Origin of the sequence: Acinetobacter sp. AHP123 (assembly GCF_023757925.1) — a bacterium.
In the GTDB taxonomy this organism is placed as follows: Bacteria; Pseudomonadota; Gammaproteobacteria; order Pseudomonadales; family Moraxellaceae; genus Acinetobacter; species Acinetobacter oleivorans.
In genome coordinates, this window is sequence record NZ_CP092454.1 from 2,286,845 (window position 1) to 2,300,985 (window position 14,141).

At 36.6% G+C, this 14,141-nt stretch carries 11 protein-coding genes and 1 tRNA gene; 9 read left to right on the forward strand and 3 right to left on the reverse strand.

What is annotated here, in order from left to right; genetic code table 11:
- Positions 1 to 36: 36 nt before the first annotated feature.
- The 4 genes from MJX77_RS10885 (at position 37) to rpmE (ending at position 4,159) form a co-directional block, all read left to right on the forward strand.
- Positions 37 to 2,211, forward strand: coding sequence for an AmpG family muropeptide MFS transporter (locus MJX77_RS10885; protein ID WP_252059011.1), 2,175 nt, complete (start codon positions 37 to 39; stop codon positions 2,209 to 2,211).
- A gap of 22 nt (positions 2,212 to 2,233) precedes the next feature.
- On the forward strand, positions 2,234 to 2,635 hold the full coding sequence (gloA, locus tag MJX77_RS10890; protein WP_005307276.1) for a lactoylglutathione lyase: 402 nt from the start codon (positions 2,234 to 2,236) through the stop codon (positions 2,633 to 2,635).
- Between the two features lie 132 nt (positions 2,636 to 2,767).
- Positions 2,768 to 3,739, forward strand: a complete 972-nt coding sequence (locus MJX77_RS10895; protein WP_171056844.1) for a bile acid:sodium symporter family protein — start codon at positions 2,768 to 2,770, stop codon at positions 3,737 to 3,739.
- A gap of 195 nt (positions 3,740 to 3,934) precedes the next feature.
- Positions 3,935 to 4,159 carry a 50S ribosomal protein L31 gene (rpmE, locus tag MJX77_RS10900; RefSeq protein ID WP_004652835.1) on the forward strand — a complete coding sequence of 75 codons (225 nt, stop codon included), beginning with the start codon at positions 3,935 to 3,937 and terminating at the stop codon, positions 4,157 to 4,159.
- Between the two features lie 63 nt (positions 4,160 to 4,222).
- On the opposite strand, the gene MJX77_RS10905 is transcribed toward rpmE, so the two are convergent.
- From MJX77_RS10905 to epmB, 3 genes are read right to left on the reverse strand one after another with little or no spacing between them, the layout of a single operon-like run.
- A complete protein-coding gene (locus MJX77_RS10905; protein WP_252059013.1) occupies positions 4,223 to 6,334 on the reverse strand; it encodes an EAL domain-containing protein in 2,112 nt (703 codons plus the stop codon).
- Positions 6,331 to 8,076: a cyclic-di-GMP receptor FimW-related protein gene (locus MJX77_RS10910; protein WP_023274156.1), complete on the reverse strand. Its 1,746-nt coding sequence runs from the start codon at positions 8,074 to 8,076 to the stop codon at positions 6,331 to 6,333. The genes MJX77_RS10905 and MJX77_RS10910 overlap by 4 nt, the downstream gene beginning before the upstream one ends.
- Positions 8,077 to 8,091: 15 nt before the next feature.
- On the reverse strand, positions 8,092 to 9,108 hold the full coding sequence (gene epmB / locus MJX77_RS10915) for an EF-P beta-lysylation protein EpmB (RefSeq protein WP_049837195.1): 1,017 nt from the start codon (positions 9,106 to 9,108) through the stop codon (positions 8,092 to 8,094).
- A 73-nt stretch (positions 9,109 to 9,181) separates the two neighbouring features.
- Here epmB and efp point away from each other — a divergent pair, with 73 nt between their 5' ends.
- The 5 genes from efp to MJX77_RS10940 all read left to right on the forward strand — a co-directional run bounded on the left by efp (position 9,182) and on the right by MJX77_RS10940 (position 14,135).
- Entirely contained in the window at positions 9,182 to 9,751 is a 570-nt protein-coding gene (efp, locus tag MJX77_RS10920; protein WP_004790907.1) for an elongation factor P, read from the forward strand.
- 164 nt (positions 9,752 to 9,915) lie between these two features.
- Complete coding sequence (locus MJX77_RS10925) at positions 9,916 to 12,012, forward strand: carbon starvation CstA family protein (protein WP_013197154.1); 2,097 nt, start codon at positions 9,916 to 9,918, stop codon at positions 12,010 to 12,012.
- The gene (locus MJX77_RS10930; RefSeq protein WP_004790909.1) at positions 12,012 to 12,317 is read left to right on the forward strand and encodes a YbdD/YjiX family protein; all 306 of its coding nucleotides are present in this window, start codon (positions 12,012 to 12,014) and stop codon (positions 12,315 to 12,317) included. Before MJX77_RS10925 ends, MJX77_RS10930 begins: the two co-directional genes overlap by 1 nt.
- A gap of 167 nt (positions 12,318 to 12,484) precedes the next feature.
- A tRNA-Val gene (locus MJX77_RS10935) sits at positions 12,485 to 12,561 on the forward strand.
- 272 nt (positions 12,562 to 12,833) lie between these two features.
- Positions 12,834 to 14,135, forward strand: a complete 1,302-nt coding sequence (locus MJX77_RS10940) for an AAA family ATPase (protein ID WP_252059015.1) — start codon at positions 12,834 to 12,836, stop codon at positions 14,133 to 14,135.
- The last annotated feature ends 6 nt before the right edge of the window (positions 14,136 to 14,141 follow it).

Genomic DNA, 14,141 nt, shown 5'->3' on the forward strand with positions numbered 1-14,141 from the left:
TTGTAAGAAGGGTTTGAATAGGCACATTTATAATCTATGGAAAATAAAAAACGAATGAGTGCTGAATCAAAAGGGTGGAAAAGTTCTTTTATGGCCTTCTTGGATCGCCGAGCAATTATTATGTTGTTTTTAGGCTTTTCCTCAGGAATTCCCATATTTCTAATTTTTTCAACCTTATCATTCTGGTTGACTGAAGCGGGAATTAACAGAAGTACTATTACGATGTTCTCTTGGGCAGCGTTAGCTTACTCATTCAAGTTTATTTGGGCTCCATTAATAGATAAATTACCACTTCCTTATTTAACAAAAAAAATGGGATTAAGGCGTAGTTGGTTGTTAATTGCACAGATTTTGGTTATCTGCGCAATTTGTTTAATGGCATTTACAAATCCATTACCCAACACTTCTGGCTTTGGTTCATTTTCAAATCTAACTATTATGGCAGGAGCAGCTATTTTTCTCGGCTTCTCTTCAGCTACCCAAGATATTATTGTGGATGCTTATCGTATTGAATTAACTGAAGATCCTAATGTACAAACTGTTTTAGCCTCAACTTATAATGCTGGATATCGTACTGCTACAATCATCACGCAATTAGGTGCATTATTATTTGCGGCTTCTCTAGGTACCGCAGTTGGTAACTATATATATGAAGCATGGCGAACTACATATTTATTAATGGCCTGCCTAATGGGTATAGGAATAATTACAACATTATTTATTCATGAGCCTCAAGTTAAGCGTATTCAACATCACTATCAAGCTAAAGATTATTTTCAGTTATTTGCGGTTTTTGTTATTTCAACCATCGTTTTTGGAATTAGTTTTTATCAAATCGGTTTAATTTTTGATTCATTTTCTATTGAAGATGCTTTTTTAAGTTTTTTACTTTTAGTTATTAAATTTTTAATTAGTATATCAATTGCTGTTGTTGTAATTCTAGGTTTAATTAAATTTGGTCTAATTAATAAAAAAATTGTTGTAGAAACATGGTTGTCACCTTTATTAGATTTCTTTAAACGATATGGATTAAAAGTTGCTTTAGCAATTTTATTGTTAATAGGGTTTTATCGTATTTCAGATGTCGTTGCTGGTGTAATGGCTAATTTATTCTATTTAGACTTAAACTTTGATAAAGAAGAAATTGCTTGGTTTAATAAGTTTTTTGCAATTTTCTTTGTCATATTGGGTGGTTTCCTCGGAGGAATGTTAGCACAACGCTATAATGTGATGAAAATGATGTTCTTAGGAGCAATTCTAGCAAGCACTACTAACTTGATTTTTGTTGGATTAGTTAAGTCTGGTGCCACTATGCAAAATGTTCAGGTTCATATTGGAGATAAGACTTATACAACAAGTCCTGATGAAGTAGGAAATTGGTCATTAAAATTCCCAAGTAATACATTAACAACAGCTCAGAATAAAGTCTCAATTGATTCTCAGCCTGTGGGATATACTGAACCCTTAAAGATAAACCTTCCATTAAAATTATTTAGCTCAGAATCACAACCAGATATTTATATTCAAGCAATTGGTGGAGATAATCTTTTATATAAAGATGAGCTGAAAAAAGATGTAATTCTTCATGGTAGTTTATTGAATCTGCCTAAAAATAGTGAACTAAAATCAGTTAGCATTTTATTGAATTCAAAAGATAAAATAGAAGGCAAGATTAAAGATAATGATTGGAGTGTTATTGTTCCCGGAAATGATCTTGCTAAACTTAATTCAATACAAGTAGAAGCAAATTATGAAGCTAATAAGCAATCGCATACTTTAACTTTAAATCATTCTTATCAAAAGCAACTAGAAGAGAATCAGCCTCGTTATCGTATGAGTTTATCCGATATTCCTGCGATTCCGATTGATAAAAATATTGATATTGAATTGAAAGGAAAAGTGGTTGTTCCTTATAGCAAAGTTTGGTTAGTAATGGGCATCATATTTGATAACTTAGCCTCTGGATTAGCTGGGGCAGTTTTTATTGCATTTCTTTCTAGTTTAACGAGTGTGTCATTTACTGCCATGCAATATGCTATTTTTAGCTCGCTAATGCTGTTGTTACCAAAAACGATTGGTGGTTACTCAGGTACAATAGTGAATCATATCGGTTATTCAGGCTTTTTTACGGCTACATTTTTGATGGGATTACCAATTTTATTACTCGTGATATGGGTAGGTAAGTTGTTGGCTAATCAATCATCAAAATAAAGGTTTCCTAGGAGATAAATATATGCGAATGCTTCATACAATGTTGCGAGTAGGCAATTTAGAACAATCTTTAAAGTTCTATACCGAAGTATTAGGAATGAAGTTACTTCGTAAGCGTGATTATGAAGAAGGGCGCTTTACACTGGCATTTGTTGGTTACGGTGATGAAGAAACCAATACTGTGCTTGAGCTTACCCATAACTGGGATACATCAAGTTATGAGTTAGGTAATGCCTATGGTCATATTGCGATTGGTGTTGACGATGCCTATAAAGCGTGTGAAGAAATTAAAGCACGTGGCGGCAAAGTTGTGCGTGAAGCGGGCCCAATGAAAGGTGGTGTTACCGTTATCGCATTTGTTGAAGATCCAGATGGTTATAAAATCGAGTTGATTCAACAAGATGCTAATGCGACAAATAACTAAAAATTGACTATGACGCTTTAAGATTTAGGTCTTAAAAGTCTAGCTTTATTTTTTTAGCCCAGTATGATGAACGCTTGACCAGATGGTCAATTTATCAACTGGGTTTTTTATTATCTAAAATAATCATAGGATGTGGCTATGTTGAAGTTATTGGCACTTGATCGATTTACAATTTTGTTAGTTGGAATGGTACTGCTAGCAACATTTTTTCCAGTCAGTGGTCAAGCAGCGCAATATTTCAATACACTGACTACAGTCGCGATTGCAATTTTATTCTTTTTGCATGGTGCGAAGCTGTCCCGCGAGGCTGTAATTGAAGGCGTTTTGCATTGGAAAATGCATTTACTTGTCTTCGCATTTACTTTTTTTATTTTCCCCGTGCTTGGTTTGTTAGCTAAACCGATTCTGTTACCTCTACTCGGCCAGCAGCTGTACTGGGGTTTTCTGTTTATGTGCTTTTTACCCTCTACAGTTCAATCTTCTATTGCATTTACATCAGTTGCAAAAGGGAATGTGGCTGGAGCGGTTTGTAGCGCATCTTTTTCCAATTTGATTGGTATGTTTATTACACCAGTGTTGGTGAGCTTTTTTATTTTAGGCCAAAGCCAACATGGGTTCGATCCGACTGCTTCAATTATACAAATTACATTGTTGCTGTTAGTGCCATTTATTTTAGGGCAAATATTACGTCCTTATATTTTTCCTTATATGGCAAAAGTTCCAAGTATTGTTAAAGCATTCGATCAAGGCTCGATTTTGATGGTGGTGTATGGCGCGTTCAGTGGAGCAGTGGTTGCAGGTCTTTGGCATCAGGTAAATTGGAAAACCTTGCTTATTTTAGTGGTTGCTTGTTCAGTTCTTTTAACGGTCATTATGTTATTAGCACTGTATCTACCTCGTGCTTTTGGATTTAACCGAGCAGATCAAGTCACGGTTTTCTTTTGTAGTTCAAAAAAGACGTTGGCGAGTGGTGTGCCGATGGCGCAAATCTTATTTATTGGTCAGCCTTTAGGCATGATTGTGTTGCCTATTATGATCTTTCACCAAATCCAATTAATGGTTTGTGGGGTAATTGCAAATTACTGGGCTAAATCTAAAGATTAATTCGCAAATAAAAAATATTTGGCGTATAATCTTGTCCACTTGTTGTGCTTAGCTCTAACCCTAGAGGTTTCGGTGGGCCAAAAGAATGGTCTGTTGTGGTGTTGATCTGCTCATTTTGAGCTTTCCTCGATTTATATTGAGAGTGATCAATTGCGATGACAGCTTAAGCCTTTCTACAATTAGGAGTAATCGACGATGCGCGCCGATATTCACCCAAAATATGAAAAATTAGTTGCAACTTGTTCTTGCGGTAACGTAATCGAAACTCGTTCTGCTTTAGGTAAAGAAACTATCTACCTTGACGTATGTTCAGCTTGCCACCCTTTCTACACTGGTAAGCAAAAGAATGTAGATACTGGTGGTCGTATCGACAAATTCAAACAACGTTTCTCTGGTATGTCTCGCTCTATCAAGCGTTAATACTGAAAAACGAAACAAAAAACGGGCTTTATGCCCGTTTTTTGTTTATGAACGACAAGACCATTATTGGTCTTGTACGTCTGTTAATCGATCAAGTCGTTTCTGGAAATAACGACCTTGTAAGAAACGTGCTTCCACATTCCAAGCGTTAGCAAATAAGTTCATATCATTAAGATCAGCAAGTAAAATCCCAACAGGTTTTACAGTCAAATAATTTAGAATCTTTTCTTGTAATTGCGCTAAACCAGCATCTGAGTTTAATAGCTCTGTCTTCTTCGATTGCAATTTTAAATATTGAACATCAAGTTGTTGCAATATCGATTCACTATACATAGAAGATGTGAAATCCCGGATTGAAATTTCTGCTCCGTGTTGGCGTAGGCGGGCTATAAGTTGCTGTGCAATTGCAAGATGTGGCTGAATCGCTTGCTCTGAAAATTGTAAAATCAACGGACTTTCTTGCTTACTACCAATAATGGTGAGTAATTTCGAAATAAGTTCAGGGGCTGATTTATCTTTGAGTAAGATATCAATATTCAAGTTAATAATCAGCTTGGCTTTCGGGTACTGCGTGATGAAATTATGTAGCTGCTTGCAAGCCTCGACCAAAATCCAACGGTCTAATTGAATCGAAAGTTCACTATCATCTCGCAAAGCGGCTAAATCATTTAAATCATGCCACTGTTCATCCGCAATAAAACCACTCGTCACTTCATAGTTATGGGTTTCTTGATCATGCTTATCATAAATCTGCTGATATTTTAAATGAATTTCACCCCGTGCTAGCTGTTGCTTTAATTGCTGCAATAACGGTGAAGGCATTGGAGCATCAACATCTTGAAGGCTTAAATCAAGTGACAGAGACGAGCCGATAGGTTCAGAAGGAATAATGTCGATTGTTGGCGTTAGCTCAATTTCTGGCTTGGCTTTAGGTAACGCTTGCTGATTTGTTTGATCAAGAAGCTTTGCAAAGCTAGCTTCATTTAATGGTTCTGTAATTTGCGCATAACTCAGTTTGAATTGTACTGAGTAATTAAGTTCATTAACCGTTAATAAATGCTCTTTTTGCAAACTTTGCAGACTAGCCAATTGGGAGTTAAGGACTGTACTGTTTTCGGCTTGCAAAACGCCAAGATATGCTCCAAGTTCAAGATTGAAAATCGACATTTGAGCCTGTTCTTTCAGGAAACTTTGCAGCTGATTAAAATATTGTCCGGGTGTTTGCCAGTCTAGTTGAAACACTCGTTCTGGGCACTGATTTAGTCTGAATAAAACCAATGCATTTGCTTGAGCAGGGTGTGTCGATATTTGTCGATTAATTTGTTGCCAAGGTGCAGTTGACCCGTAACTTTTTTCAGAAAATGCTGTATTTGCAGGTGTTTGTAAATCCAGTTGATAGTCAATCGTTAACTGTACCGCGTCTTCTTCCTGACTTGGAATAAATTCAAGTTTTAAAGCATTATTACCTGAAATTGCTGCATGTTGACTCTGGATTTCAAAACGTGCCTGATCAAACTGACCTAATGAAATCTTCTTGAATCTTTGTTTAAAAATATTTAAATCATTGGGTTGTAAAACATCTAAGATGGGCAGGCCAATAATCTCTTCTTCTTGCTTAAAGCCAAAAAGGTTGAGGTATTCTGTATTTGCCTTAACGTGCATGCCTTCTTGAAAGAGGGCAACAGCTTTATGGCTGTTATTAACCAGTGTTTGTGTATGAGAATGAATAGTTTCCAATTCATTAGTCAGACGTTGCTCAGTTTGCAATAAGTGACTATATGACAAGGTCCGAATAAGCGTGATATAAAAATAATCTAATGGCTCTAATGGAACTACGTCATAAATACCTTTATGAATATAGGCTTGATATTGCTGAGGTTGATAATCTTCAGGTTGCAATAATAAAACAGGTAAATGTGGCTGCTCAGAAGCTTGAATAAGGGAGAGTGTTTGTTCAATTTTTAGGTCATAAGCACGACCAAAAATAATAGCATCCCAAGGCGTATTTAACTGTTTTTCGAAACTTTTTAGATCATCAAGTAATAACGCATGAACTTGATAATTATTCCCCAATAATAAATTTAAAATCTGGTTATAACGTAGCTGGTTGTCATCAATAATGAGTAAACGTGTTTCAGTACGTTTTAACTTTTTAGATAATAAAGAGTTTCTCACTTTAGTGCTTCCCATAAATCTTGACTGCTAGAGTTGCTATTCTTTTTCATCATGAACTGATCAAGCAGATTTTGTTGCTGCTCATTCAGAAGTTCGAAATGAAATTGAATAAAACTTTGAGTAATGAGTTGTGCTTTGAGTAGATACACTTTGATTTCTTCTGTCCCCAATCGTAAATGAATTGTTTGTTGCTCTCTAAAAATTTGTGACCCCGGTAAAATCAACGTATTTTGTATTTCTTCTAGATTTTGTGTTTGTAGTAATAGTGCAGGATGATAATTGCGTGTATGACGCTCAGCTTGAATATGCACTGCACAAGGGAACATCGCCTGTGACAAAATCTCTAGACCTAACTCTAGAGATTTTTCTGTCGATTGTTTAATCCAGCGGATTACGCCACCACGCCATTGTCCATGCAAAGTTTCTTTAACTAAAATATATTCACCGGTTCTTAGATTTTTCGGTGCTTCCCCAGACCATTTAATACGATATCCGTTGACACTAATATCGAGAACAGTGGTTTGATAAATGGTTTTACTTTCACGACTTAAGCGTTGGTAGGATGTGGTTTGTTGTTCTTTTTTCTCTAAATTTGATAAAACTTTAGACTCACTTTGTAAGTTGTAGTTATTGTTGAGTTGTAGCGTTTCTTCAAAGTTTTTTGCTTTGGCTAGATAGAAATGAGCTGTACTTAAACCGAAGCAAATTTGTAGTTCTGCATTGTATTCATAACGCTCATGACGACGTTGAGCTGTTGTACCCAAAATTGTTTGAACATGAAACTTTAAAGCCGGGCTTAAATAAAACTTTTCATTTTTAGAAATATATTGCGCATTTTTATGCATGGTTGCAGTCACATGCTCGAGTAAAGCCTGTGTGCCTATAAAAATGCTTGGACTAAAATTAGAGCTGCGTTTGGTGTTATAGACTGGTGGATGGTCTTTACTAGGGTCAACCACATATTTCGTTAAGGCTGTATCTTTCGGCAAAATTTGAATCATTCTTGCCCAGTCAAAACTACATTGAAATAAGGCTTGAATTTCTGATTGGCGAATCTGGTTCGTATTTAAAATATCGAGCAAAATTAGCTGAGCATAAGCTTGGGTAATATTTGCTAGAGGGTGGTGGATACCCTGAATATGATTAATATTGATGAGATGATATTTATGTTGAACAGCGGTTTCATAGAGCTGATGTGCAACCAGCCACTGTCCTTTAAGAGGCTCACTATAGAGCATATGCTGCTGATATAAGAGACTCGTTAATTGTTGTAGTGCATGAAAAGTCGATAAGGTACGTGCCGTTTGCAAATTCTTTTTTTGCTTATAGGCAAATAGAGAAAACTTTTGATGCTGTAATTGCCCATGGCTATTTTGTGCAATATTTAAATAAATACTGGCGAAATAGCAACGCAGCAACATCGCTAACTCAATAATATGTTCGTTACGGTCTGTACTAATCACACCTTGGTTAAAAAAGTTTTTTTCTAGACTTGCAAGAACGTTATTAATGGTGGGATGAAGCGTTTGTATAAGATCAAAACGTAAGGTTTCACTACACTTTAATTCATTGAGCTCTAAAATGGCGGTGAATAATGCTTTTGACGTATCGCCGAGTTGCATAATAGAAAGGGTAGTGACCCATTCATTAAGATCTTTAATATTGGCTTCACAAAAGCTTAACCGCTCACGAGTGAGTTCGGTTTGATTGTGAAAAATGTCCGATAGTGCATTATTCATCATCACTTATTATATAACTCAAAATGTTGTTGCCCCAAAAAGCGGTGTTTTATTCTTTTCGCCCGCAATTTCCCTGACGAGTTTAGGAACCAAATACCCCGGTAGGTTCGCTAACACATCACGATATATATCATCTATCTCAGATGGTATTAAATCAAAATGTTGTGCACCTTTTACTTTATCTAAAACATGTAAGTAATAAGGCATAACGCGAGCTTCAAATAAACGATAACTTAAATCAATTAATGTTTGTGCAGAATCATTAACGCCTTTAAGCAATACTGCCTGATTAAGTACAGTAATGTGCTCGGCAGATAACTGCAACAATTTTGAACAGGTAAAGTCATCGAGTTCAGAAGCGTGGTTTGAGTGTACCACCAGAATAATACGCAGCCTACTGTTTTTTAATAAAGAAATCAGCTCTTCGTCGATCCGGTTTGGAATCACAATTGGAACTCGTGAATGAATTCTCAGAATCTTAATTTGTTTGAGAGATGATAAACGTTCTAGCCAAAGTGCTAATTTACGGTTAGAAAGCGTAAGGGGGTCTCCACCACTTAAAATGATTTCATTAATGTGCGGATTCGCTTCAATGTAATTTTTAATATTTAGCCAATCATCATTTTTCGGTAAATTTTCTTGATAGGGAAAATGACGACGGAAACAATAACGGCAATGTACGGCACAAGCACCCGTCAGAGTCAGTAAAAAACGTGATTTATATTTATGTAATACACCGGGTAATTGATTTGCTGCTTCTTCGCCCAAAGGGTCTGTTACAAATTCAGGATGTTCTTCAAGTTCTAAATGATGAGGTAAAACCTGTAGCAAAAGCGGGTCAAAAGGGTTTTTAGCGTTCATTTTTCCGACGAACGCGCGAGGAACACGCAATTTAAACTGTTCAGAAGCCAGAATCGCACCTGATAATAGCTGATCAGAGGATAACTCGAGTAGGCTTAGCAACTCTGAAGGATCAGTAATAAGGTCACTCAGTTGTGATTGCCAGTTTTGCTCTTGGTATAAATAGTTTATCATTTGACACGATTAAGATAATGCAACAACGCATTATATCGCATAGTTGACTTGTTAAGTTTGGAGTGTGCCTTTCATGGCCTATTATTCTACAAATGATTTTAAAGCAGGCCTTAAGGTTATGCTTGATGGTAACCCATGTTCAATCATGGAAAACGAATATGTAAAACCAGGTAAAGGTCAAGCGTTCAACCGTGTAAAATTACGTAACCTTAAAACTGGTAAAGTATTAGAAAAAACTTTCAAATCAGGTGACTCTTTAGAAGCTGCTGATATTGTTGAAGTTGAAATGGAATACCTATACAACGATGGTGAAATGTGGAATTTCATGGATCCTGTATCTTTTGAGCAAATCGCTGCAGACAAAACTGCAATGGGCGATGCTGCAAAATGGTTAAAAGACGATTCAAATGAAAAATGTACGATTATGTTGTTCAACGGCGTACCTTTAACAGTAAACCCACCGAACTTCGTTGTATTAAAAATTGTTGAAACTGATCCAGGCGTACGCGGTGATACATCTGGCGGTGGCGGTAAACCAGCTAAGCTTGAAACAGGTGCGGTTGTTCGTGTTCCGTTATTTGTTCAGCAAGAAGAAAGCGTTCGTGTAGATACTCGTACTGGCGATTATTTAGAGCGTGCATAATAGTTAAAAAATACACTATTATCGAAGGGATGATGTAAATCATCCCTTTTTTTATGCGAAAGTATAAGAGGAAAAAAATTAAAGGAGGAGTACAGTCACAAGGATTTGATAGAACAGTACATAACAATATAAAAATGCTGTAGTTATTTATTGAGAGGTTAAGAATGGACACAATGCAAGCGAAATCTACGCTTCCCTCCAAGCTGGTCTGGAGCCTAGTGGCAATTATAGGTGCAATTTCTTTTGGGATGCTGGCACTCAGTCGTGGTGAACATGTTAATGCGGTTTGGCTTGTACTGGCTGCAGCATGTGTATATAGCATCGCATATCGATTTTATAGTCTATTTATTGCAACTAAAGTATTTGAATTAAACCCAAGACGTTTAACCCCAGCTCACCGTTTAGCCGATGGTCTGGATTATGTTCCCACTAATAAATATGTACTTTTTGGTCACCACTTCGCTGCGATTGCAGGAGCGGGGCCATTAGTCGGGCCAATTTTGGCTGCACAAATGGGTTTTTTACCAGGGACAATCTGGCTACTGGTCGGTGTGGTTGTCGCAGGTGCAGTACAAGACTTCTTAGTTTTATTTATTTCAACGCGTCGAGACGGTCGTTCGCTTGGTGAAATGGCAAAACAGGAACTGGGTTCTTTTGCTGGTATTGTTGTAATGCTTGGTGCGCTTGGGGTAATGATTATTATCCTTGCGGTATTGGCTTTAGTTGTGGTTAAAGCACTTGCCCATAGTCCATGGGGTGTTTTTACGATTGCAGCGACTATTCCAATTGCATTATTTATGGGCGTTTACATGCGTTTTATTCGCCCGGGACGTATTGCTGAAGTTTCGATTATTGGCTTCGTCTTAATGATGCTTGCAATTGTTTACGGTGGACATGTTGCAGCAGATCCTTACTGGGGTGAGTTTTTCACCTTAACAGGAACACAGCTGACATGGTGCTTAATCATTTATGGTTTTGTCGCATCAGTCTTACCTGTCTGGTTATTGTTAGCGCCACGTGATTATCTATCAACATTCCTTAAAATTGGTGTCATTCTCGGTTTAGCAGTCGGTATTATCATTGCATTACCTGAACTGAAAATGCCAGCAGTGACTCATTTTATTGACGGTACTGGCCCTGTTTTCTCGGGTAGCTTATTCCCATTCCTATTTATTACCATTGCCTGTGGTGCGATTTCTGGTTTCCATGCGCTTGTATCAAGTGGTACAACACCAAAACTCGTCGATAACGAAGCGGATATTCGTGTGATTGGTTATGGCGGTATGCTCATGGAATCATTCGTCGGTATTATGGCGATGATCTGTGCAACTGTTTTAGACCCGGGCGTGTACTTTGCAATTAATGCTCCTGCAGCTGTACTGGGTACAACTGTAGAAACTGCGGCAGAAGCTGTACGTAATTTAGGCTTTGTCGTTACTCCTGAAATGTTAACGGTGTTGGCACAAGAAGTCGGAGAATCTTCGATTTTATCGCGTACGGGTGGTGCGCCTACCTTTGCGATTGGTATGGCACATATCATTTCGGAAATTTTTAATAGCCGTTCAATGATGGCATTCTGGTACCACTTTGCGATTTTATTTGAAGCATTATTCATTTTAACTGCTGTAGATGCGGGTACACGTGCTTGCCGTTTCATGGTGCAAGATACGGTTGGTATTGTTATTCCTGCGGTTAAAGCATCAGGTTCATTCTTTGGTAACTTGGTCGGTACGGCGGTTGCAGTCGGTGGATGGGGCTTCTTCGTCTATCAAGGTGTGATTGATCCACTCGGTGGTGTTAACTCCTTATGGCCTTTATTTGGTGTTGGTAACCAAATGTTGGCTTCAATGGCACTCATTTTGGGTACAGTCATTCTATTTAAAATGAAAAAAGAAAAATATGTATGGGTGACCATCATTCCAACAATTTTCTTGTTCATCACCTGTATGACTGCGGGTTGGCAAAAGATTTTCCACGAAAATCCTAAGATTGGTTTCTTGGCGCAAGCGCATAAGTTCTCTGACGCGATTGCTCGTGGTGAAATATTAAAGCCAGCTAAAAGTATTGCTGAAATGCAAAACATTGTGATGTCGAATCAGATTAATGCTGCGCTTTGTGGCTTCTTTATGATTGTTTCGATTGTCATGATTATTGCTTCAATTGGTATTGTGCGCCGTGCTTTAGCAAGCCCGAAACCAACTGTAAATGAAGCGCCTGCCGTATATGCTGATCCGGAAGTGGTCACCCCACGAGGAGAGTAGTGATGAATTTTAAATTTGCAAAAAATGGAACTGTCATTATTGCGAAAATTATCAAAATGACAGTGCTCTCACAAAAAGAGCTGTTGCTTTCTCCAAAGAACTGGTCGCGTATTGCAACCTTGTGGCAGCGTTTGCAGCAAAGCTTTCGACTGATGGTTGGCGTGCCAGACTATCAGACTTATGTGGAGCACATGAAAGCTCATCATCCTGATTTAACACCAATGGATGCAAAGACTTTCTACCGTCATTGTGTCGATGCGCGTTATCCATCGGCAGGCGGTACTTTAAAGAAATGCCCTTGTTAAGTTGAGCTTGAAATTCAGCTAAACAAAACGGTATGTGGTTAAACCATGTACCGTTTTTCTTTTTTTGGAAATGAAAAAAGTTTGCTTAAAGTCTGCTCATTTGTATTTTTTTCAATTGAAAATCACTTGTTTTGCTTTTGAAAAATGAATATGATGCTTTCCATTCTAGGTGTATAGCTCAGTTGGTTAGAGCGCTACGTTGACATCGTAGAGGTCTCCAGTTCGAGTCTGGATATACCTACCAAGATATTAAAATCATATGAACTTGCATAGCTTTACATGACTTAAAAAGCCCTGAATTATAATGATTTAGGGCTTTTTTATTAGTTTTATAATTTAATTTCAGTTTTTTACAAAGTAGAATCTCTTTACTGAAATGAGGATTATGGTTTGGCTAATTACCTAATGTAGCAATAAATAATATATAATTGTAGACGAAAATAATGGGATGCTATATTTTAAAGTTTAAATTTGGAGTTTTTTACCCAAAAATGCAATGAAATTAGGTTTACATATATGTTAATTCAATTTAGCGTCGAAAATTATAGGTCAATAAAAGAAGAACAAATATTGACTATGGTTAAAGATTCGCCTGATGAAATGCCATCAAATTATTGTGATCCTCAAGTTCTAACTGTACCTGAATTATTACATTCAGCAGTGATCTATGGTGCAAATGCTTCTGGGAAATCAAATCTTCTTAAAGCATTATTGTATATGCGTATAATTGTTGGAAAATCTTATAAAAAAGAGATAAATAGTCCAATTCCAGTTGAACCATTTAAGTTTGAGAAGAGTTTCCAAGCTAGTTCTACAACTTTTACTATCAGTTTCATAAAAAACAAAGTTAGATATGATTATAGTTTTTCAGCTACTTCTAAACTTATTACAGAAGAGTGGTTAAGTGCTTATCCTAATGGGCGAGAGCAAGCATTATATCATCGTTGGATTGAAGATAATGTTGATGAAAGTCAAATAGATAATATTATTTATAATTGGAAATTTAGTTCAAAGCTAAAAGGTAAAGTTAATCTCTGGAAAGAAAGTACACGTTCTGATCAGTTGTTTCTATCTACAGCAGTTCATTTAAATAGTGAATTCTTAAAACCAATTTATGAGTGGTTTGTTGAAGATTTAAAAGTATTAGACTCAGATAGAATCATGAATGATTTTACAATGAAAACCTGTTTAGAAAATTCAACAGTTAAAGCTACAGTTATTGAACTCTTAAAACAGGCGGACATAGATTTAGATGATATTCAAATTGAGACTAAAAAAAATACTGTAGAAAATTTACCATTTGAGATTTCAGAAACATTTAAGAAAAAATATTTAGAGGAATATCCAGAAACAATGGATGCTTATTTTGTCCATCATGATTCTGATGGTAATAAAATATTAATTCCTCTAGAAGAACAGTCAGATGGAACTCAAAAACTTTTTGAATATGCCGCACCAATTTTAGATGTCTTAACTAATGGGTATGTATTTATCATAGATGAATTAAATAAAAGTCTGCATCCAGATCTTGTAAGATATATAGTTAAAATTTTTAATTCAAATGTTAATATAAATAATGCCCAACTAATATTTACTACCCATGAGACTTCCATCTTAAGACGAGATCTATTACGTCGAGATCAGATTTGGTTTTGTGAGAAATCAATTGATAAAAGTACAACAGTTTATCCCTTAACTTCTTTTAGTCCTCGTAAAGATAGAGAGGATATTGAAGAAAGCTACTTATCAGGTCGATATGGAGGAAAACCAATTGTTAAGCCATTTAGCTTTTTACCTTTAACTTATTTAAAAGATTAGTTTTGA